Source organism: Gammaproteobacteria bacterium (assembly GCA_034522055.1).
Taxonomy (GTDB): Bacteria; Pseudomonadota; Gammaproteobacteria; order JAABTG01; family JAABTG01; genus JAABTG01.
The window spans coordinates 658,840-679,965 of sequence record JAXHLS010000006.1 but is presented as its reverse complement, the minus strand read 5'-3'; the positions used below and the strand labels follow the sequence as shown (position 1 = coordinate 679,965).

21 protein-coding genes are annotated in these 21,126 nt (G+C 64.3%); 9 read left to right on the top strand and 12 right to left on the bottom strand.

Annotation, left to right across the window (positions count from 1 at the left end; translation table 11 throughout):
- Positions 1-23 precede the first annotated feature (23 nt).
- Genes fae through U5S82_21915 form a run of 7 tightly spaced genes read right to left on the bottom strand, consistent with a single transcriptional unit; the run spans position 24 to position 6,457 of the window.
- Entirely contained in the window at positions 24-536 is a 513-nt protein-coding gene (fae, locus tag U5S82_21945) for a formaldehyde-activating enzyme (protein MDZ7754223.1), read from the bottom strand.
- A complete protein-coding gene (locus U5S82_21940) occupies positions 527-1,495 on the bottom strand; it encodes a triphosphoribosyl-dephospho-CoA synthase (GenBank protein ID MDZ7754222.1) in 969 nt (322 codons plus the stop codon). The genes fae and U5S82_21940 overlap by 10 nt, the downstream gene beginning before the upstream one ends.
- Positions 1,492-2,400, bottom strand: coding sequence for a RimK family alpha-L-glutamate ligase (locus U5S82_21935; GenBank protein ID MDZ7754221.1), 909 nt, complete (start codon positions 2,398-2,400; stop codon positions 1,492-1,494). The genes U5S82_21940 and U5S82_21935 overlap by 4 nt, the downstream gene beginning before the upstream one ends.
- Before the next feature lie 11 nt (positions 2,401-2,411).
- Positions 2,412-3,398 (bottom strand): methenyltetrahydromethanopterin cyclohydrolase, encoded by a 987-nt coding sequence (mch, locus tag U5S82_21930; protein MDZ7754220.1) that lies wholly within the window; start codon positions 3,396-3,398, stop codon positions 2,412-2,414.
- Between the two features lie 23 nt (positions 3,399-3,421).
- Positions 3,422-4,558 (bottom strand): ATP-grasp domain-containing protein, encoded by a 1,137-nt coding sequence (locus U5S82_21925; GenBank protein MDZ7754219.1) that lies wholly within the window; start codon positions 4,556-4,558, stop codon positions 3,422-3,424.
- Positions 4,545-5,450, bottom strand: a complete 906-nt coding sequence (locus U5S82_21920) for an NAD(P)-dependent methylenetetrahydromethanopterin dehydrogenase (protein MDZ7754218.1) — start codon at positions 5,448-5,450, stop codon at positions 4,545-4,547. Before U5S82_21920 ends, U5S82_21925 begins: the two co-directional genes overlap by 14 nt.
- Positions 5,447-6,457: a beta-ribofuranosylaminobenzene 5'-phosphate synthase family protein gene (locus U5S82_21915; GenBank protein MDZ7754217.1), complete on the bottom strand. Its 1,011-nt coding sequence runs from the start codon at positions 6,455-6,457 to the stop codon at positions 5,447-5,449. The genes U5S82_21920 and U5S82_21915 overlap by 4 nt, the downstream gene beginning before the upstream one ends.
- A 292-nt stretch (positions 6,458-6,749) precedes the next feature.
- On the opposite strand from U5S82_21915, the gene fhcD reads away from it, so the two are divergent.
- The 6 genes from fhcD to U5S82_21885 all read left to right on the top strand — a co-directional run bounded on the left by fhcD (position 6,750) and on the right by U5S82_21885 (position 12,293).
- Positions 6,750-7,646 (top strand): formylmethanofuran--tetrahydromethanopterin N-formyltransferase, encoded by an 897-nt coding sequence (fhcD, locus tag U5S82_21910; protein MDZ7754216.1) that lies wholly within the window; start codon positions 6,750-6,752, stop codon positions 7,644-7,646.
- Between the two features lie 130 nt (positions 7,647-7,776).
- Complete coding sequence (locus tag U5S82_21905; protein ID MDZ7754215.1) at positions 7,777-8,451, top strand: formylmethanofuran dehydrogenase subunit C; 675 nt, start codon at positions 7,777-7,779, stop codon at positions 8,449-8,451.
- Between the two features lie 80 nt (positions 8,452-8,531).
- Positions 8,532-9,692 carry a PAS domain S-box protein gene (locus tag U5S82_21900; GenBank protein ID MDZ7754214.1) on the top strand — a complete coding sequence of 387 codons (1,161 nt, stop codon included), beginning with the start codon at positions 8,532-8,534 and terminating at the stop codon, positions 9,690-9,692.
- Positions 9,689-10,303, top strand: coding sequence for a response regulator (locus U5S82_21895; GenBank protein ID MDZ7754213.1), 615 nt, complete (start codon positions 9,689-9,691; stop codon positions 10,301-10,303). The genes U5S82_21900 and U5S82_21895 overlap by 4 nt, the downstream gene beginning before the upstream one ends.
- 147 nt (positions 10,304-10,450) lie before the next feature.
- Positions 10,451-10,996 (top strand): OsmC family protein, encoded by a 546-nt coding sequence (locus tag U5S82_21890; protein ID MDZ7754212.1) that lies wholly within the window; start codon positions 10,451-10,453, stop codon positions 10,994-10,996.
- Positions 10,997-11,021: 25 nt separating this feature from the next.
- Positions 11,022-12,293 (top strand): hypothetical protein, encoded by a 1,272-nt coding sequence (locus U5S82_21885; GenBank protein MDZ7754211.1) that lies wholly within the window; start codon positions 11,022-11,024, stop codon positions 12,291-12,293.
- Between the two features lie 934 nt (positions 12,294-13,227).
- Here the strand turns inward: U5S82_21885 and gcvH are convergent.
- The 5 genes from gcvH to U5S82_21860 form a co-directional block, all read right to left on the bottom strand.
- On the bottom strand, positions 13,228-13,614 hold the full coding sequence (gene gcvH, locus U5S82_21880) for a glycine cleavage system protein GcvH (protein ID MDZ7754210.1): 387 nt from the start codon (positions 13,612-13,614) through the stop codon (positions 13,228-13,230).
- Between the two features lie 360 nt (positions 13,615-13,974).
- A complete protein-coding gene (locus tag U5S82_21875) occupies positions 13,975-14,508 on the bottom strand; it encodes a TlpA disulfide reductase family protein (GenBank protein ID MDZ7754209.1) in 534 nt (177 codons plus the stop codon).
- Between the two features lie 13 nt (positions 14,509-14,521).
- Complete coding sequence (locus tag U5S82_21870) at positions 14,522-15,796, bottom strand: cytochrome c peroxidase (GenBank protein ID MDZ7754208.1); 1,275 nt, start codon at positions 15,794-15,796, stop codon at positions 14,522-14,524.
- Positions 15,797-15,831: 35 nt separating this feature from the next.
- Positions 15,832-17,649, bottom strand: a complete 1,818-nt coding sequence (locus U5S82_21865; protein MDZ7754207.1) for a cytochrome c peroxidase — start codon at positions 17,647-17,649, stop codon at positions 15,832-15,834.
- A gap of 195 nt (positions 17,650-17,844) precedes the next feature.
- Positions 17,845-19,167 carry a selenium-binding protein SBP56-related protein gene (locus U5S82_21860; protein MDZ7754206.1) on the bottom strand — a complete coding sequence of 441 codons (1,323 nt, stop codon included), beginning with the start codon at positions 19,165-19,167 and terminating at the stop codon, positions 17,845-17,847.
- 456 nt (positions 19,168-19,623) lie between these two features.
- Here U5S82_21860 and U5S82_21855 point away from each other — a divergent pair, with 456 nt between their 5' ends.
- The 3 genes from U5S82_21855 to U5S82_21845 all read left to right on the top strand — a co-directional run bounded on the left by U5S82_21855 (position 19,624) and on the right by U5S82_21845 (position 21,037).
- Positions 19,624-20,181: an SCO family protein gene (locus U5S82_21855; GenBank protein ID MDZ7754205.1), complete on the top strand. Its 558-nt coding sequence runs from the start codon at positions 19,624-19,626 to the stop codon at positions 20,179-20,181.
- A 15-nt stretch (positions 20,182-20,196) separates the two neighbouring features.
- Entirely contained in the window at positions 20,197-20,376 is a 180-nt protein-coding gene (locus U5S82_21850; GenBank protein ID MDZ7754204.1) for a (4Fe-4S)-binding protein, read from the top strand.
- 106 nt (positions 20,377-20,482) lie between these two features.
- Positions 20,483-21,037, top strand: coding sequence for a hypothetical protein (locus tag U5S82_21845; protein ID MDZ7754203.1), 555 nt, complete (start codon positions 20,483-20,485; stop codon positions 21,035-21,037).
- The last annotated feature ends 89 nt before the right edge of the window (positions 21,038-21,126 follow it).

The window sequence follows — 21,126 nt, the reverse complement described above, 5'->3', positions numbered from 1 at the left end:
TGGTGGAAGCCCCGACCTCCGGATCAGGTATGGGCCGCGAACGGATGAGCCTGCTCTTTCTTGCCTGCCACCACCTCGGCGGCCGTCGGTGTGCCGGCAACGGCACGCTCGATGGACTCCTTGGTGGCCTGGTAGTTGTAGTCCTGGATCTTGTTGTCGTCCTCTGCTTCCCAGTGGATGAAGACGCCCACGCAGATGAACACATCATCGGCCTCATCGGCCGGGATGGTGCCGTTCTCCACGCAATCCGCCACCGCCATGGCCACGCCCCGCTGGGCCGGACCGAACATCTGGACGGCCTGCTTGGCACCCTTGATGGTCACCTTGTTGAACATCATGGTATTGGGCTTGGTGGGCAGGTTGGGAGCCACCACTGCCAGCAGGCTCGTGAAGCCGTCCTTGTTGTTGGTCAGGGCATTGCAGAACGCCGTCTCGGCGGCAGAACCGCGCGGCCCCATGATCAGGTCGATGTGCGCGACCTCGTTGCCATCGCCCACCAGGGATTCGCCCACCATCGTTTTGTTTATCACTGCCATCTTTGGTAACTCCTTTCGTCGTTTTCGGAACTAATGAACGCGGCCTCCCGAACGGGCATCCGTTCGGTATCCGCTCGCCGGACAGACCGTGCCGCCATGTCCACATCCTGCTGCTTGAGCAGCCGGTCCAGGAACAGGGTGGCGACGGTAAGGTCTGCCGTGGTGCCGGGATTGATATCCTCGGCCTTGAGACGGGCATCCAGTTGCTCGAGATGCCGTCTCGCCCGCACCCCGGAACAGGTCGCGAGTAATGCGTGGGCCTCGACGGCCCGCCGCGTCACTTCGGCCGCCTTTTTCGGCCCATGTTTGCGGGTGATGTGACTGTCTGGGTATTGCGCCAGCAGATACAGGAACAATTCCGTCACGGCGCAGCATTCGGTCTTGCGGCTCGTCCGCAGGGCCCGGAAACGCGGCAACGCGATGGCGAACACATCCTCGAAATCAGTAACATACTGGCGGGCGATGAGGTCGCGATGAGCGGCCGCGGCCATGACCCGTCGCAGTCCCACGCGGGGCGGGCTGTGGACGTCGTACTTGTCACTGCTGCCCAGCCCGCCCGGATTGGCCAGCCGAATGGCCTCGAAGACCCGGGCGCTGTCGCCCCGGGAGGTTTCTGCGAGCACCTGTTTCAGCCGCTCATGAAGTTCCCGCGGCTCGTCACAGGCCGCGGCGGCACGGGCCAGTGGCGCGCACAGCAGGACGATCCCGAGGTTGGTGTTGAATCCCACCCGCCGCCTGGTCATGGCCACCGCACGACATATGGCCTCCCCCAGACTCAACCCCGGCTGGGTCAGGATCCCGGCGGTGACGGACGCGCTGAGATGGAAATCGGCGGCGGTCATGCCGTGGCCCGGCGAGGTCTCGGAGACGTTACCCGGCTTGAGGGCCGAAACCTCCAGCCAGCACGCCGCGCGATAGGCCCGCTGGATCTCGTCCGGGGCGTTCCACGAGGTCGTCATACCACCTCCAGCGGTCGTTGCTGCTGCCGGATGCGGTCGAGGAGATCGGCGGCCAGCAGGCCGGCCACGTCGATGCCGGTGGCCTCCTCCAGGCCGCGCCAGGCGGGGATGCTGTTGACCTCGATCAGCCACCACGCACCCCTTCGATCCCGTAGCAGGTCCACCCCGGCGTAGTCCATGTCCAGGACACGGGTGGCCCTTTCCGCAAGCTCCGCCGCCTCGACCGCCGGCACGGCGGCATGACATTGGGCGCCGCAGGCCACATTGGTGGGCCAACTGCCACTGCTGCGGCGCATGGCGGCCACGGTACGCCCGCCGATGATGAACAGGCGCCAGTCCTCCGGTTCGGGCCCGGCGCTGGCCACGAAGCGCTGTAGATACCACACACCATTGGCGGCTTCGGCGTCCGGCAGGTCCGCCACCCGGCCGATGCGCACCACGCCCTTGCCCTGGGAACCGAACAGGGGCTTGGATACCACGGTGTGGCCGGCGCGGAGTTCGTCCTCCACGAAGGCGGTGGCGGTCGCGGGATCCGCGGTCACTCGAGTATGGGGTGTGGGGATCCCCGCCCCGGCCAGCAGGAAACTGGTCAGCCCCTTATCCACGGAGCGCTCGATGGCCCGGCCGTCGTTGTAGACCCGTGTCCCGGCGGCCTTGAGGGCGTGGAGCACATTGAGACGGAACACCACCTCCTCGAGGGTGCCCCCGGCCACCCCACGCACGAAGGCAGCGGCAGGCGCGCCACGGAACCCCGGTATACGCACCTCGGGCATGCCGGTCCGGAGCACGATGCTGCAGTCGTTCAGGGTCACGAAGCGGGATTCGCAGCCATGCCCCGCGAATGCGGCGCGCAGGTGCGCCCCGTGCCAGCCGGGATCGTCGGTGAAAATGGCTACCGCCGTCATGCCACCCCCTGTCATGACAACGGAGTACCGAAGGAATCCGCCAGGGGACCGAGGTCCACGGCACCGGCGGTGAAGGTGGCGCCGGAATCCAGGCACGACACCACCACCCGGGCCGGGCTGAAGAGCATGGGATCGATCTTGAAGAAATCGTAGCCACTGGCCTTGAACACCTCGGCGAAGGGGCGACCGTAGTCGCCGGAGGCACTGCTGGGCAGGCGCCGGCACAGATCCTCGGCCGCCTCGTCGGTGCCCTTGACGAAGAGTTGGACCTGGCCTCCGAACAAAATGGCATCATTGGTGCGACCCATGGCCGTGAGGAAATCGGGGGCCGGGGGTGGCAACGGCGCGCTGCCCAGGCCGTCCACCAGATGCTCGAGGGGGAAGCCCAGCTCGTGGGCCTTGTGCATGGCCACTTCCAGCACCCGCGCCACGATCTGCACCGTGCCGGCGAGGCTCCGGGTGGGGGTCAGGATCAGGGTGAGGCCAGCGGGATCGACTCCACAGTCGGCGGCGATCCGGGCGGTCAGTTCCAGGGGCGGTTGGCCATCCACCTCCAGCACCAGGCAGGTGCGGTCGGCATGGTCGGCGAGGCCCATTTCCCGCAGCAGCGGCTCTTTCTGCGCAAGCACCCGCCCGGGACCGGACCCCAGGGCATGGAAGGCACCCTTGCCCTCGCCGTGGGCGAGGCTCCATCCGGCGTACTGACTGCCCAGGCAGGCGAGCACGGGGTTTTCGGTATGGACGTGGACCGCCAGGGGCCAACCGGCCACGGGCCCTGCCCCGGACAAGCCGACGGTGCCGAGACCCGCCAGGCAGATCTCGGCGATACGTCGCCCCGCTTCGAGGCCCCCTTCGGCGTCGATGCCGGCATCGATGATGCGTACCCGATTGGTAAGACGGGTGCACTCGAGCCGCAGCGCCGCCGCATCCCGCTCCAGGGCCTCCACCAGCCCGGCGGCCCGATCATTGAGTCCCATCCCCGTGGCATTGAGTCCCATCCCCGTGGTCATGGTTCCTTGGCTCATGCGGCGTTCCTCCGGGTGGCGTCCAGCAGGACCGCCCACTCGCGGGTCCGCCGTGCCAGCACATCTGCCACCGCCGCCTTTGACGTCCCCTCCCCATGAATGGAACAGATGGGCTCACCGGCCGCCACCCGCGTGCCGGGCGCAGGTCGATCCTTGACCCATGCCGGCCAATGGACGGCAGGCACCGCCATATCTTCCTCGGCATAGAGGATACGATGGCCGCGACTCATGGCCCCACCTACCGGCCCCGCCAGGACCAGGCGTCCCTCACAGGCCTCCAGATGAAGCGCCATGGCGCCACCGTCGGGGAGGTCCGGGTCGTAGAGTTCCAGGGTGGCTGGTGGCCGTGCGTTGAGTTCCAGGAACAGGGGGTCGCCATCGTTCATGATGAAATCCATGCCGTTTATGCCGCGCAGGCCCAGGCTGCGAGTCAGCCGGGCGACGTAATCCTCCACCAGCCCCCGCTGCCGCCCATCCAGGTCACAACCGGTGATGGCACCATGGTAGACACAGGGACGCGGTCCGTGGCGCCGGTTCAACTGGGTATTGAAGCCCATCACCGAGGCCTTCCCACCATCCGCGGCGAAGGTCACGGAGAAGGCCTCACCCGCTATGCGTCGTTGCCAGTAGGCATCGGCGCGCTGCGTGCCGCTGCGCGGATACGCGGCGTCGAAGACCCGCATGCCCCCGTAACCTGCACCGTGCTTCAGCAGCCAGCCACGGGGTTCGCTTACGGGAACGAAACTGACCTCGGGATAGGGTATATCCAAGGTATCCAGCAACTCGAAGAAACGACGGGGCTCGCCGGCCAGGTCCATCACGAAGGGGGTGTTGCCACACAGGCGGAAGCTGCGTTGCAATTTGCGCAACATATAGCCGCCCCCTTCGAAACCCGCCCCCCACACCAGGCGTGGCTGCCGGGTGCTCCACGGGTGCAGGGAGAAGGCGGCGGCGGCCAGGGTGGAGCCTTCATTCATGGATGCCAGGGCCACCATCCGTGCGGCGGCCCGGGTGTCGTCGTCGCCGAAGCAGTCCGCCGCCCCCATCCTGAAGCCGGCGCGGACGCCAAACTCGGCGAGGGCACGGACGCCGGTACCCGCCACCACCATGTAGGGACGCTCAGGCAAGGTCACGGGCCAAGCGCCAGGCATCGGCGAAATCCAGGTAACGGGCTTCGGGGGCCTCCACCATTTCCTTCAACAGGGCATGCTGGACCTTGTACTTGACGTTGCCCACGGCCATGGCCCCGATGCCCACGGCCTCCCCCGATGCGCTCTCCAGGGCGGTGCCCTTGGCCCCCACGTCCACCCCCTCGATACCTTCGGGCGGCACGGCGTTGACATCGCAGGCCACCAAGAGTCTGCGGGCCTTCGCCAGGTGGTCCGCATTCAGCACCTGCACGCCGGCCTTGGCCGCCCCGAACACCACCTCAGCGTCCTCCAGGAGGGCCTTTATGGCGCTGTCGCTGCTGCCGTCGGCACCCTCGAGGTCCACGGTAAAACGTGCGCCACAAGCCGTGACCGTCTCGTCGGCCGTGTCCTTGCCCGTATGGCTGACGATGACGGTACGGGCGCCGGCGCGGGCCGCCAGCACGGCACAGGTGGCACCCACCGGTCCCGTGCCGCCGAAGACCAGGACCCGGCGCCCCTCGAGGCCACCAGCATGGCGATCCACCAGCTCTTTCTCCGCACAAGCCACCATGGCGGCGGCGGTGGTGAAGGCCCCGCTGGGATCGGCGAACACCGCGACCTCGAAGGGAGGCACCATGGATTTCCGGGCCAGGGCGAGCATGTCCATGGCCATATAGATATCCCTGCCGCCGATGAATATGCCGGTGGCCTTCACGCCCGTGGGACCGCGGGAGAAGATGGCGTCCTGGGTCAGAGCCTCCACGTCGTCCGCGGAGATCCCCGTGTACGGGATGCAGTGATCCCAACCGGCATCGATGGCCATGTTGACGTCGAAGGGACTCAGATTCGGCGCCGGTGTGAACAGGTGAAGAATGGTGGTCTTGGATGTGCTCATGGGGCTCGCTTAAGGGTTTGCATGGGAGATGTGATGGAGATGCGACTGCCGTGGTTGCATCCCCGAACGACGCAAAAACGCACCGCCGAGAGGTCGCCGAAGCGCCACCGGGCCGCCCGCACCAAGTCATCGGCGGCGGCGGGCGTGGCGGTGAGCACGAAGCCCGTGGGCCCCCAGGAACTCTGCCCCACCCCCGCGAAGCCCTGGGCCTCGGCCCAAGTCAGGACATCGGACACCGCGGGACTGGTGTAGCGCCCGCCCTGGGCGGCGGCGAAATGGTCCCCCACCACGCGCTGTACTTCCGCCACGCCGCGGGCGAAGGGCTCCAGCCGGCCTTCGGCCACGGCCGGCAGGATCTGCATGAGGGCGAGCCGGCACAGGTGGGCCGCGTGGTCGCCGGGAAAAGGCGGCAGGCGATGGAACGCGGCCTTTTCCTCGCTGCCGTGGATGCCCTCGCCCCTGGCATCGAGCACCAGCACCACGCGCCAGTCCTCCGGATAGGGCAAGCGCGAGATCACCGGCGGGGTGCCGTCGTCGGGCCCGCGCCCGCCGTCGAGGATGAAGCCACCCTGATCGAAACTGCCGATGCCGATACCCGAACGGGCCCCACGGTCGGCGATGCCGGCGACGGTGGCGGGTGCCAGCTCCACGCCATGGAGCCGAGTGACGGCGATGCCCACCGCGAGGCCGAGTTGCGTCCCCGACCCCAGTCCCAGGTGCCCGGGAATGGCCTCATGGACCGCGATATGGACCCCGGATTCCAAACCGAGGGCATTCACCACTTGGATGGCATGGCCCCGGGCGCGATGGGCCGAGGGCCCGCTGGCGCCTACGGTGTCCGCCAGGGTGGCGGTGAGTCGCGTCTGGAAGCCATCGATGGCCAGACCCATGCTGCCGAAACGGCGGCCCAGGCCACCGTTGAGGTCGAGAAAGCCGAGATGCAGCCGCGCGCCCGCCTCCACGGTGACCGCCAGGTTTTCATCATTGCTGTATCGGTCTCGCGTCATGCAGCGAGCGGTTGCAACTCGCGTGCCGGAAGGCCCAAGGCCCTGCAAAACACTCGCAATTTCAGGGTGCGAGGAGTGATTACCCGGCGTCCATGGGCGGGTGATGACGCACTGTGTCACTTTGAGGCATCACGCGAATGACAGCCGGTCCGGGACAAGACGTAAAGTCCGGGGGAAACGTGAACGGCACAGCTATTGCTTGGGTGTTTCTAACATCCCTCAATGGCCCTCTGCAGACCGCAATACGAGTCGGAAGGGCCAGAAATCACTTACGGAGAACCGCGGCGACCCCATGGTCAAGGAAACGAATCATATTGCCATCGACGATACCTTCGCGGAGGCCTTCGGTATGAAGGCCACGCGGATCATCGTCACGGCCCTGGACGAACACTGGGCGCGCCGCGCCGGCGCGACCATGACCGGCTTCGCCACTTCGGTGATCGGTTGCGGCGTGGAGGCGGGAGTGGAGCGGGACATGGCGCCCCATGAGACCCCCGATGGGCGCCCCGGCGTGGCCATTCTGTTGTTTGGCGTGTCGGGCACCGAACTGGCCAAACAACTGGAGAGGCGCGTGGGTCAATGTATCCTCACCTGCCCCACTACCGCCGTGTTCGCGGGCATGGACGGCGACGAACAACTGGCGCTGGGCAAGAATCTGCGCTACTTCGGAGACGGCTGGCAGATCTCCAAGGTGGTGGCGGACAGACGCTACTGGCGGGTGCCGGTGATGGACGGCGAGTTCATCGCCGAGGAAACCACCGGCCGATGCAAGGCGGTGGGCGGCGGCAACTTCCTGGTGCTGGCCCGTTCCCAGGAGGCCGCCCTGCGGGCCTGCGAGGCGGCCGTGACCGCCATGCGCCGGCTGCCCAACGTCATCATGCCTTTCCCCGGCGGCATCGTCCGTTCCGGCTCCAAGGTGGGCTCCAAGTACAAGGCCCTGATGGCGTCCACCAACGATGCCTATTGCCCCACCCTGCGGGGGCTGGTGGATTCGCAGCTCGGTCCGGAGGTGCGTGCGGTAATGGAAATCGTGGTCAACGGCCTGACGCCGGAGGATGTGAGCGGCGCCATGCGTGCGGGCATCGAGGCCGTGATCGACTATGGCGACGACATCCTGCGCATCTCCGCCGGCAACTACGGCGGCAATCTCGGCGAGTTCCATTTCCACCTCCACGAGATCATGGCATGAGCGACCTGGTTCTCACCCAGCTGGCCCCCACCCGCCAGCGCCTCGACATGACCCCTTTCACCCCCGAACGGCTGGCGGGCATGACTCCGGGGGACATCGCCCGTATCCCCTGGCGGTGGGCAATCGGAGGGTGGAGGCGGGAGAGCTGTTCCGCCTGGAGGGTAACCCAGGCGAGACCCTGACCATCGTGCCGGCGGCCGCCAACCTGGACAAGCTCGGCGCCGGCATGACCCGGGGTCGACTCCTGGTGGAGGGCGATGCGGGAGCCCTGGCGGCCAGCGGCCTGGCCGGCGGCCATGTCCGGGTCCAGGGCGACGCCGGCGGTCGTGCCGGCGCCGGCATGGTCGCCGGCAACCTCGAGATCACGGGGAGCTGCGGTGATTGCCTGGGCGGCCCCCTCATCGGCACTACCCACGGCATGGCCGGTGGCATGATCCGGGTAGGCGGCAGCGCCGGCCACCGCGCCGGCGAGCGCCTGCGCCGCGGGCTCGTGGTCATCGACGGCGATGCCGGAGATTATCTCGGGGCGAACATGATCGCCGGCACCATCGCGGTGGCCGGACGCGCCGGCACCTGGTGCGGCTCGGGGATGCGCCGGGGCACTCTGATCCTGGCCCGGCAACCCGCATCCATGCCCGCCACCTTCAACGCCAACGGCCCCCGTCCCCCCGGCTTCCTTGCCCTCTTTCGCCCCCTGCTCGGTAGCGCATGGGCTCCCCTCATGGCTAACGACGCCGACCCCTTCAGTCGCTTCCTCGGCGACCTGGCGGAAGAAGGGATGGGGGAGGTGTTGATAGCGGTCTGAATGGAAGGTACATGACCCATCCGTTATTCGGCATTTATCTCGTTCTCGGTCTGTTGTTGGGCCTCGGAGTGGGTTGGACGGTGGCCCGCTTCAACCGGGCCCGGTGGATCGCGGAAATGGCGGCGGCAAAGGGAAAATACGGCCGGCTCATAGAGCAACAGCACAACCGCCTGCGTACGATTATCGAATCCGAGCCCGAATGCGTGAAACTCCAGGATCGCGACGGCGTCATCCTGGAGATGAATCCCGCCGGTCTGAACCTGCTGGATGCCTCCGCACCGGGTGAGGTGATCGGCAGAACGATCTACGACTTTCTCATTCCTGAATACCAGGATGGCTATCGTGCCCTGAGTGACCAGGTCTTCCGTGGACAACGGGCCACGATGGAATTCGAGGTATTGAGCCTTCACGGGGAACGGCGTTGGCTGGAGACCCACGCCGCTCCGCTTCTCGACAGCGAAGGCGGGGTGTCGGCGCTGCTGGCGGTCACCCGCGACATCAATGAACGCAAGCATTACGAGGAACAATTACGCCGGCAACAGACGGAACTGGCGCATGTCTGTCGTTTGAGCACCATGGGGGAAATGGCTTCGGGCCTTGCCCACGAGCTCAATCAACCCCTTTGTGCCATCTCCAGTTATGCCGAATCAGCACAGTTGTTATGCGGCGAAGAGCATCTGGAACTCCGGGGGCTGCTGGACAAGATCGTCTTCCAGTCGGAGCGTGCCAGCCAGATCATTCATCGCGCAAGGGAATTCGTCCGCAAGCAGGGACCACGGCCACAGCCCACGGCACCCGCCACCCTGGTGGAAGAGACCATGCAGCTGGTGGAGGCGGAACGGCGCCACCAGCACATCGAACTCGATTTATGGCTCGAAGATGACCTGCCCCAGTTGCTGGCCGATCGCATCCAGATCGAACAGGTCCTGGTCAATCTCGTCACCAATGCCATACAGGCCATGGGAAACCTGCCTTATGACCAACGCCGGCTCTCACTCGCCGTCTCCAAAATCCCCGGCAAGACCGTAGAGTTCTCATTATGTAATCACGGCGAGCCAATCCCCGCCCATGTCGTCCAGGGCCTTTTCCTGCCGTTCTTCACCACCAAGGAACGAGGCATGGGAATGGGCCTGGCCATCAGTCGCTCGATCATCGAGGCCCATGGCGGCATCATCGGCTACCGGGATGCACCCGATGGCGGGGCCTGTTTCTATTTCCACCTGCCCGCATCAAAGGCATGAGTACCGAGCCCTGTGTCTTCATCGTGGATGACGACCCGGCGGTGCGGGATGCACTCGCGGTACTGCTAAGCTCCATGAATCTTCATTCCCGGGGTTTCGAATCCGCCGATGCCTTTCTCGCCGCCTACGACAAAGACCAGCCCGGTTGCCTGATAACCGACGTCTGTCTGGCGGGAATCGACGGCATGGCCCTGCAACGGATACTGAAGGAAAGGAATTCAACCCTGCCCATCATCGTCATATCCGGCCATGGGGATATCCCAATGTCCGTGCACATGGTCCGGGAGGGGGCCCTGGATTTTCTCGAGAAACCCTTCCGTAACCATGTGATGCTTCGGCTCGTTCGTGAAGCCCTCGAGATCGATGCCGAGTGGCGCGCCCGCCACCATGCCCACGCGGCCATCCGCGAACGTTATGCCGAACTGACGACTCGGGAGAAAGAGATCGCGGCAATGCTGGCTGAGGGTGAGCCCAACAAGGTCATCGCCGCCCGGCTCAAGATCAGCCCACGCACCGTGGAGGCCCATCGCGCCAATGTCCTGCGCAAGATGGAGGTCACATCGGCCGTGGCCCTCGCCAGAACGCTCATGTCCCTCCCGGATATGACATGAATCACTCAAAACATCGGTAGTTTTACGTAACCACGCCGTAGTCTCGCGAATACTCGTTCACTCCACATCTGCCTATTGTTCAGGAAGCGCAGGGCGGCACAGATCGCCCGCCATACGACCTACCACCAAAGAGAAAAGGAGTGAAACATGTCCCAGGAAAGCGTCCAAGCGGCTCTGGTAACGACCATCGATTCAATCAAGCAAAACCCCGCCAGCTCGAGCGTGGTATTCCGCGCCGAGACTCAGTGGGTCGAAGACGTGCGATGCAGTGCCACGGTGCGGAATTTCGCCCCCATGACCATCGATGAGCCGCCGGAGTTGGGAGGCCAGGATGCGGCCGTCAATCCCGTGGAACTGGTGTTGGTGGCCCTGGGCACCTGCCAGGAGATCATGTATGCCGCCTATGCATCCGTGATGGGCATCAAGCTCGATGCGGTGAAGGTGAATGTCCGCGGCTACCTGGATCTGAAGGGCCTTCTCGGCATGGATGACAGCATCCCCGCAGGCTACAAGCGCATCAAGTTCGAGACCGAGATCCAGAGTCCGGCGAGCGACGAAGAGTTGACGAAGTTAATCGAGATGGTGGAGAGCCATTGCCCCGTCCTCGATATCCTGAGTACCGCGCAACAGGTCACGGGCACCGCCAGGGCCAATGGGAAGCAACTCGTCACACTCGACAAGAACGCGGCCTGAGCGGCCCGACAAAGGGGGATACGTAATGAAAAAACAACCACTGGTGTTAGCCATGATCAGTGCGATGTCGGTGACATCCAACGCCTGGGCGGGGCCCCACGGTTTTGACCTGCACAACACCATCATGCCGGCCTCCCAGGCCATGGCGGGCACCAGCCATGCCCGGCCCCAGGACCTGCCGTCGGCCATCTTCGGCAATCCGGCCACCCTGACCCAGTATGACGGCGGCACCCGCTTCACCTTCGGTGCGTCCTTCTACATGCCCCAGGTGGTGATTGATCATGATGGCACGGTTAATGGTGGCTTTCCCTTCCGTGAGAAATCGGGCACCGACGTCTTTCCGGTGCCCATCGTGGGCGTCGCCCAGGACCTGCAGGGGCTGGGTATACCGGCGGTGCTGGGACTGGGGGTCACGGCCACCTCCGGCGTGGGCGCGACATTCGTCGACGATCCGAAGTCCCTCGGCGCGGGGGCAGAGTTCATCGTCTTCGGTGTCAACGCCGGCGCGGGTTTTCCCATCACCGAGAATCTCTCCCTGGGGGCCATGGCCACCATCAGCTTCGCTCAGATCGATGCCGGCCTGTCCTCCACCTCCAAGGAGACCCATGACCTCGGCCTACGCCTGACCGCCGGGCTCACCTACGACATCGGCAACACCACCATCGGCCTGTGGGGGCAGACAGAACAGAAGCATAATTTCGACAACCTGTTCCAGACCGGCGTTGATGGTGATGGATTTCCCACCTTTTCCAATCAGAAGATCGAGCAGCCCTGGAACGTCGGCATCAGCATCGCCAATTCCGACCTCCTGAACGGGGACCTGCTCGTGGCCTTCGATTACATCCACAAGGCCTACGGCGACGCCGCCTTCTGGCAGGATGTGTGGGAGGACCAGGATGTATTCAGCCTTGGCCTGCAGTGGAACCCGGGCAAGCGCAACTGGGTGTGGCGGGCCGGCGTGGGTTTCGCGGAGGACCCGAACCGCAGCGACGCCAGTAAGCTCGGCGATCTGACCCAGGTGGTGGCGGGGCCTGCCGGCGGCGGTAACCCACTTCTGGCCAATGTCGTACCCATCAATACGGTCACCGTACCGTTCCTGCAGGCCACGCAGACCGTCATCATCTACGAGTGGCGGGCCGGTCTCGGCTTCGGCTACCGGAACTTCCTGATGCCCGGTCTGGACGTGGATGTCGGCCTCGGCTGGGAATTCGCGGAGAGCCGGACCTTCGGTGGCCACACCGAAGCCGACACCTGGTCCAAGCACCTGGGCGCCGCCCTCACCTGGAATTTCAAGTGACCTGATGTAAACCCCGCCTGTGTGGCACCGGCATGGGCTGTCCCCTGCCGGCGCCCGCAGGCGGCCCCCTGCCTCCCCCCGCGCCGGCTTAACGGCGCCTCACGATACACCCGCTATGATGCCCGGCTAGGGGCGGCCACCGTGCCGCAGAAGGATGGCGCGATGCCGGCATGTTCGGCGACACCGGATGGCTCGCCATTGACGAACGGGTGGAATGTTAGAAAAGAAGGCCCGTCCGCAGAATCGGTGAGTGAATGGCTCGCTCGCGGCTAGCGCCAAGCAGTGATGTATATGGATAAAAAACGAACAACAGGCTCTCGCCAAGAACGCGAAGAACGCCAGGAAAGCTTCAGCTTATGTTTTTCGATGTATTCGTGCCCTGTTCAATATCCCGTGGCCCCGGGGGGCAGGACGAACGGCGTCTACCCTGATTGAGGGGGTACCAAGGATGTTTTCTAACCCGGGCTAACTTGGCGTTCTTGGCGACTTGGCGAGAGGAGATTCTCCTCATCTACACTCACGAATTCTGCTGACAAGCCAAAAAAAGCCCGCCCCTCGCGGGGCGGGAAAACAAAAAACCGCCGACTCGCCGGACCTGTCTTCACCTCTGGAGGGTCACCCTAGATATACGGCAATTGCCATGCCAGCCGATGCGCTGGATCTCAGATCATTGAATTTATTGATCAGCCTTCTTCAGCCAGATCCCAGAGTGTTACACGAGGATTACAGCATGCATCCACCGGTGTTCCACCGTCATGCCGGGCCTGACCCGGTATCCAGGGCGGCAAGCGTGGCGGCCGGGACGGTGCCCCTGGTCCAGGTGGCTCCTGCGGCCCTGGATTACTCGCTGCGCTCGCCCTTCGGGCCGCCCTGCGGGTGTTCAACGCTGCGCTTTTGTACGGCCTGCGCCGCAATGACGAGAGAGAAAGAGTAATCATGCCTCGCGCTGGAGGTAGTCTCTGTAGGCGTCTTCATCCATCAATCCATCGGGCTGGTCGCTGTCGGCGCGAACCACCAGGAGCCAGCCGTCACCGTAGGGGTCGGTGTTGGCCAGTGTCGGATCGTCTTCAATGGCCGGATTGGTCTCCACCACTTCGCCCCCCAAAGGCGCGATCAGATCATTGACCACCTTGACCGATTCCACCGTACCGAAGGATTCGCCGGTGGTGATGGAGGTCCCGGGCCCCGGAAGTTCGAAGCACATGATGTCGCCGAGGTTCTCCTGAGAGTAATCGCTCATGCCGACGACGAAGGCCCCGTCGCCCCGTGGCCTACACCACAGATGGTTCTCATGAAACCTACATGCTGATGGCTGGCTCATGCCTGCCCTCCTGTTGGGTACGTGGGTTGTGTAGAGCCTGCCCGAGGGCGTTTTCCGCGGCCTCCTGCAGGGCTTCGGCGTACGCCACCGAGCCAGACAATAGATCGATGTGAGCTGTGCGAATATTCGCAGGACTACGGAGTGGGTTTGTAAAACTACTGATTCCCGAAAGACTCGGTTTGCTCCACAGGTGAAAAAATGAATCGAGTCACCCGCGTGGATATCGGCGTCACGGCTCCATGCACATAGTGAATGGTGAATGGTGAATGGTGAATGGTGAATGGTGAATGGCAAGATTATGGGTGTCCTGGGGACTGGGCGTCGGGCCTCCTTCGGGAAGGAGGCCCCGGATGGACGGCATCAGCCGGCGTCAGGGGCGGCCATCAGGTCGCGCAGGAAGGCCTTCATGGCCGGAGTGTCCCAATCCCGCGGACCCACGGCCCGATACACCTGGCGGCCGGTGGGGTCCACGAGGACGGCGGTGGGCAGGGCCATGACCTCCCAGCCACCGAGGGACAGGTCCTCGTCCAGCAGGATAGGAAAACTGACGGGGACCTGTTCCAGGAATTCTCCCACCTTGGCACCGCCGGGACCGGCGTGTACCGCCAGGATCTCCAGGCCCTCATCGGCCATATCCTGGTACAACCGCTCCATGGTGGGCATCTCCTTCAGGCAGGGCGAGCACCAGGTGGCCCAGAAGCTCACCAGCACCCACTGTCCCCGTAGATCCTCGAGGCGATAGTCATCTCCGCTCACGCTCCCGAGGACGAAGTCGCCGGCCATTGGGCGTCCGGATTCAGGGTCCATGGTGCGCTCGGCCGCCGTGGCCTGGGCCGTTACCAGGAGGAGGCACGCCAGGAGCGCGCCGGGTAATGCGGTCTTCAATGGAATCATGGGAACTCCTGTTTCAGGGTGAGGTGGTGTCTTCATAGCGGCTGCCCACGTCCCCTACCGGGGCCACGAAGGCGTCGAGTACCAGGGGGCGATAGTCGCCCGTCAGGGCCTCGAGGAAGGCCAGGAGATCGGCTCTTTCCCTCTCACTGAGACCGAGGGGACGAATGCGTGGATCTAGCAGCGGATTGGGTACGCCTCCCCGATCGTAAAAGTCCACCACGTCCGCCAGGGTGAGCAACGACCCGTCATGCATGTAGGGCGCAGTGAGGGCCACGTTGCGCAGGGTGGGGGTCTTGTAGTGCCAGCGGTCTGCGGGGTCCCCGGTCACCTCGTAACGCCCCAGGTCGTTGCCCGCGCCGGGGCCGGATACCCCCGCTACGATTTCCGGGGCCACATCCACGAAGACACCCGGAGCCAGGGCCACCCGCCGCGGCCCGGGTGCCGCTTCCATGGCCCGCCTATAGCCGGTCCCGGTGTTGTGAACGACGTCGTCGGTGAACAGGGCATGGTCCTCACCGATGAGATGGCAACTGCTGCAGTTTCCGCGGCCGGTGAACAACTCGAAACCCCGCTGCGCCGAAGCATCGAGGGCGTTCTCTTCGTCACCGTAATACCAGCGGTCGAAGGGGGAATCGGCCGCCAGCAGGGTGCGCTGATAACTGGCCAGGGCATCGGCAACCGTGTTCATATCGGGGCCGCTGCCATCGAAGGCGGCTTCGAACAGGCCGTCATAATCCTTCAGATTGCGGATCCGTTCCAACGTCCAGCCGATGGACGGGCTGGCCATTTCCAGGGGATTGACTATGGGCTGCCACGCCTGCTGCTCCAGGCTGGATTCCCGGGCGTCGTGGAACATGCGGGTCTTGTAGCCCACGTTGTAGAGGGTGGGCGCGTTGCGTCCCACGTCCCTGCCCTCAAGCCCCACGGCCGTGGCCAGTTCGTTGTTGGTGAAGCCCTGCTCGGGTATATGGCACATGGCGCAGGACTGGGTGCCGTTGAGGGACAGGCGGCGGTCGAAGAACAGCTTGCGTCCCAGCTCCACCTTCTCCCGCGTCAAGGGGTTGTCCTCCGGTACCGGCTGCGGAGGCAGGCCGAGGGGGGGATGGCGGGCGATGGCCAGCAGATCGGCCTTCCGGCCCACCCGCGCCTCCAGGGAGACGGAGCGGGTGACGTAGTCCGGGCTATCGTAATTACCCTTGTAGTCCCCGGGACCATCCGTCACCGGTTCGGCCGCCCCCACTGCAAGGCCGAAAATGAGCGTCAGGCTCCCCCCGCAGGCGCGAGCCATCCGGTGTGCATCCCGGCACGAGAAATTCCGAATTTTCATGATCCGTCCCCCGCCGGCACGCCGACGGGGGCCGCCTCGGCATCCGCCTCGAAAAGGTCCAGATTGTCACCCGTCAGAGACCGCAGGAAGGCCACCAGATCCGCCTTGTCGCCATCGGAGAGGCCGAGGGGGCGTATGCGCTCGTCCTGCTCCGGATGCTCGAATCCACCCTGGTCGTAGAAGTCCACCACCGTTTCCAACGTAGGCAGGGAACCGTCATGCATATAGGGCGCCGTCTTGGTCACGTTGCGCAGGCCGGGGGTGCGGAATTTCCAGCGGTCCGCCGGATCCTGGGTGGCCTCGTACAATCCCAGATCGTTGTAGGCGCGTTCGGCGGTATCCGCCACCGCGGCCATGTCGAGCTCGATGCGGATGCCGCCACCCAGGTCCATGATCCGCTGGTCGGGCGCCTTGCCCATGGAATGATGCCAGCCGATGCCCGTGTCGTGCGGTTCGTTGTCGGTGAACAGGGCATGGTCCTCGTTCACCTCATGGCACGAGGCACAGCCGGCGCGGCCGGTGAACAATTCGAAGCCGCGGGCGGCGGCCGGGGTCATGGCCCCTTCCTCGCCGCCGAAGCGCCAGCGATCGAAGGTAGAATTGCCGGATACGAGGGTACGCAGATAGCTGGCCATGGCCGTACCCGTGGTCATCATGTCTGCACCCCGGCCATCGAAGGCCTCCTCGAAGAGGCCTTCGTAGTCTGGCAGGCCACGCAGCTTGTCCAGCACGACCCCCACGGCACGGTTGCCCATGCGCTTGAGATCCAGCAACTCACTCCAGGTGAGGGTATGGAGATGGCGCTCACGGCCATCCACGAACAGGGGATCCGTCCAGGCCAGGTTATAGAGGCTTGCGGCGTTACGCCGCAGGGATTGGCCCTCCATGCCCACGGCCCTGGACATGGCGTTGTTGGTGAAACCCTGGTCCGGGATGTGACACATGGCGCAAGACAGGGTCTCGTTGCCCGACAGGCGCCGGTCGAAGAACAGTTTGCGCCCCAGGTCCACCCGGGCCGCGGTGATCTCCTGCCCCTCGGGCACCGCCATGGGCGGCAGCCCCAGGGGGCTGTGGCTGGCCTGGGCCACCAGTTCCCGGGTCCGCAGGGGCGGCTTCGCCTTCGCGGCCGCCGCCTGCCAGCCGCCGGCTGCGGCCTCCTGCATCAGGGTGCGCACGTCCGCCAGCACGAGATCGGGGTGCAGGAAGGAAACGCTGTAGATGTTGCGAATCCGGCGCTCGGGATCGATGAGGAACACCCGCAGCACGTGGGAGATCTGCCCGGTATTTTCGCCTTTTTCGTTATAGACCCTGTTCACGCCCTGGCCGTAGTCCGCGAGGATGGGGTCGAGGACATCGTTGGATTCGGCGGTGAGGAACAGCCAGTCCGCCCCCTTGCCGCTGAAGTTCTCGGCATACAGGCGCATCACCTCCGGGGTGTCATTCTGCGGATCGAAACTGAGGCTGAGCAGGCGCATGTTCTCTGCCAACTCGGGATTCTTCTGCATGGTCTGGTACAGGCGATACAGGACATAGGTCGCCAGGGGACAGCCATTGACGTCGTCGCAGGTGCTGTAAATGAAGCTCAGCACCACGTATTTGCCATCGAACAAATCATGGAGACGACCCTCGGTGCCGTCGGTCTTGAGGACGGTCCCATCGGGCGCCTTGGCGATGGGGGGCAGGCGGTAGGTGCCGGCATCCGGTGGATCGAAACGCAGGGCCGTATACCCCGGCGCCAGGACCTGAGGACGATCGATGGCGCCCTTTATCTCACTCTTGGTCTCGACCGCCGGGGCGGATGAGATGGGACCCAAGGCGCAACTCAAGAGGAAGGCGAACGCGGTTGGATAACTGGGTTTGCTCAAAAACATTAAAGTATCGGACTCCTCGGCCGGCACGCCCGGTCACGGGCTGTAAACAGAAACCGCCCGACCACACTGTGGCCGGGCGGTCATCCTGCCAGGGACACTTCAGTCCCGTTGGTGTCTGTTACGACACGGCCAACGATCTCAGTCGGCCGGATCCACCGCAGCCACGGCATCACCCAGCTTATCTTTCAGCTCCTGCTTTTCGGCGATATTGGTCTCGAACAGCTCATTGGAGTTGAAGGTCATGAGATGGGCACGCCCCAGCTTTTCCTTGTAGAAGTCCACCTCGAACACCTTGGTCAGGTTTTCCCCGTCCCAGTTGTACATCTTGAGGTATTGCTCGTCGGCTTCGCCCTTCTTGTCCCAGTTACCCAGCAGGGAAGACGTGAAGTACAGGCGCTCACCGTCCCAACTCTGGGAGACCATGTTCACCTGGGAACCGATCTTGTGCTCGCTCATCAGCTTGGCATTGAATGGATCCGAGACATCGAACCGCCGGGTCGTGCCATCCATGAAGGTATTGACCCACAGTTGGCTGTCGTCTGCCGTGATGGAGAAGGCCACGGGCAGCGGCACCTTGGAGGGGTCGCCGATGGTCCCGATCTCCTTGGTGGTCCAGCCCTTTTCCTTGTCCTCATAGATCAGCCAGATCTTGGAGGTCAGGGCCGTGGTGGTGAAGCAGTAGTTGCTGCCCCAGGCACAGCGGATCTCCAGGGGGGCACCGGGGATGTCGAAGACCTTCAGGGGCTTGCGCTTGTGAAGGTCCCATACCATGGCGGTGTTGCCGAAGCGCTTCATGGCCTCGGGATCGTTCAGCATCTTGCCGAAGTCCATCATGTAGTTGGACCAGCCGGTGAAGGAACTGGTCACCATGATGTTCTTGGCCGGCAGGAAGCGTACGTCGTAGCCGTAGCCATCGGCGTACTTGCCGGTCTTCTCGGCACCCCGCAGGTTGTCGTCCGTGGGCATCCAGTAGGTTTCCACGAACTCGCCTTCGTTGGTGTATTCCACCATCGCCGTGCGGCCGCCGTGGTCCTTGTTGTTGGACAGGGCGCTGATCATCATGCGCCCGGGCAGGGCGAAGAAGCTGTGGGGGCCCACCACGCCACCGCTGGCCTTGACGAAGTCGTCTATGACCTTGTGCAGTTTCGGTTTGCTCGGATCCGTATGGACGTCGAAGATGAAGATCTTGTTGGTATCCAGGGTGCCGGCCCACAGGTAGCGCCGATCATCGCTGTAGCCCGAGTGATGGGCCTCGTTGCGCCCGCCCACCGAGACGGTATGGATGACCTCGCCGAAGGTGTCCGACTTGGGATCCGTATCGATGGTCACGAGCTTGTCCTGCTCATCGCCTACGCCCTTCACGCCCAGGGTCCAGACGTGCACAAACTGCTCCTGGCCCGTGATCTTCGGCGAATAAGGTGAGACGCACGTCTCGTCGGCGCTGGCCGTAACCGGGAGCATCCCGATAGCCAGGGCCGAAGAGGTCGCCAGGGCGAGCGCGGTAAGAGACCGACGCAGGCCATGCCGTGGGGTGATAGGTGTTTTCATAGACTCCTCCAATTGTGCTTTTGGTACATCTTTGAATCGGCTGGCATTCCACCATCGGCCGATTTCTTAAGGGTGCAAATGCAAAAAGGTATCTGCCATACCAGCCAGGGATCGGCAGATTCACTGGAAATTGCGTGCAACTAGGGTGCCAATCATTGGCGCAACGGCTACCCCGCGATTTCACTACGCTCGTCAGTCGCCTTGGTGATTCGAGTGTGCCGCGGCAGTGACACAGTCCTCTCAAGATGTGCAACGTGCGGCACGTATTGAAGGAACATCCCCCTGCATCCAGGCGCCGAACTGCACGCCGTTGGGCCCGTCATGGAGGATCAGGGCAGCCTGGAACGAATAGTGCTAACAAGATTGTCCATGCGCTCGATACTTCTGGCTTTCTGGCTCGTCATCGGGCCCGCCACCACAGGTTGGGCCCTGGGCGGAGACTTCCGCCTGACAGCCCATGACGGTACCACCTTCGCGCTGGAGGACGCCCGAGGCAAGGTAGTCGTGATGGCCTTCGGTTACACCCACTGTCCCGACGTCTGCCCCATGATGCTGGCCAGGATGGCCGAGGCCCTCAGGGCCCTGGGGCCGCGGGCGGAGCAGGTGGTACCCGTGTTCGTGTCCGTCGACCCGGCCCGTGACACCCCCGAGCGGCTGCGGGAGTATGTCCGCTGGTTCCACCCCGCCATCAAGGGCCTGACGGGCTCACCCGAGGCCCTCCTGCAGGTGGCCCGTCAGTATCGGGTGCAATTCAGCGTCAACGACACGGGCGCGTCAGAGGACTACACCGTCGACCATGGCAGCAGCATCTACGTCATCGGGACCGATGGACGGCTGATGCGCATGATTCCCGACGGCCTGCCTTCCGAGGTCCTGGTCAACACCCTCGACCACGCACTCAACCGTGCCGGGTCGACATCACCCTAGAGGAGCAACCACACCATGAAAGTCAATTGGGATTCCAATGTCTGTATTCACGCCGGCAAGTGCGTGGGCAACCTGCCCGAGGTATTCAAGATCGAGAACGATACCCTGGCCATCTATCCGGAGGCCGCCGATGAAGGGCGCCTGCGCGAAGTCGTGGCCATGTGTCCGTCGGGCGCCCTGACCATCGAGGAATGAATGGAGCCATGGACTCATGATTGCAGGCGCCCCGGCGCCCGCGACATGATTCCATGGCCTTCTTCCTGGAAAACTCACCGACGCCAAACAACGGGAACTCCGTGATATGAGATATGCACATACCCTGCTGGCCGCTCTGCTGGCCGGAGCGACCACCGGCCTCGTATGGGCCGATGTGGCCCCCAGACTCCCCGCCGATTACCCCAGCCACCGGCTGGCCGGCGAGTGTGACAAGGGTTCATGGCTCACCCGCAGGCAATCCCTGGAGCAACACCTCGATGCGTACAACCACACCCGACTCGAAGTGGCCGCCATGTTGCGCCAGATCGTGGCGGAGTACGACCTGGAGGCGGCCACCCGCCAGCACCTTCTGAGCTTCGCGCAGACCTTCGAGGAAATGGCGGCCGCCATGCCGGCGCCGGACCCGGACAGCAACGCATTCCGCAATTTCGACTTTCGCCTGGGCCTGAGCTTCGCCGCGGTGGCGGCCTATCTCAACGACAACGAGGCCCTTGCGGCGCGCTTCCATGCCGACCGCCTCGAACCCGAGACCACCGTAGGCCGCTATCTGGCACGCCTGGACCTCTCCAGGGACACCTACGAGGCCTCCCTGGAACGTGCGCGTGAAGACGCCACCGAGGATGGCCACGCCTGTTCCTGAGGGAACACGCGCGTCAAGACGGGTTCCGGACAGGCGCTCGCTTCCCGGCGCCGAGTACCCCCGAGGCTCGGGGCACGGCCCATAAGGGC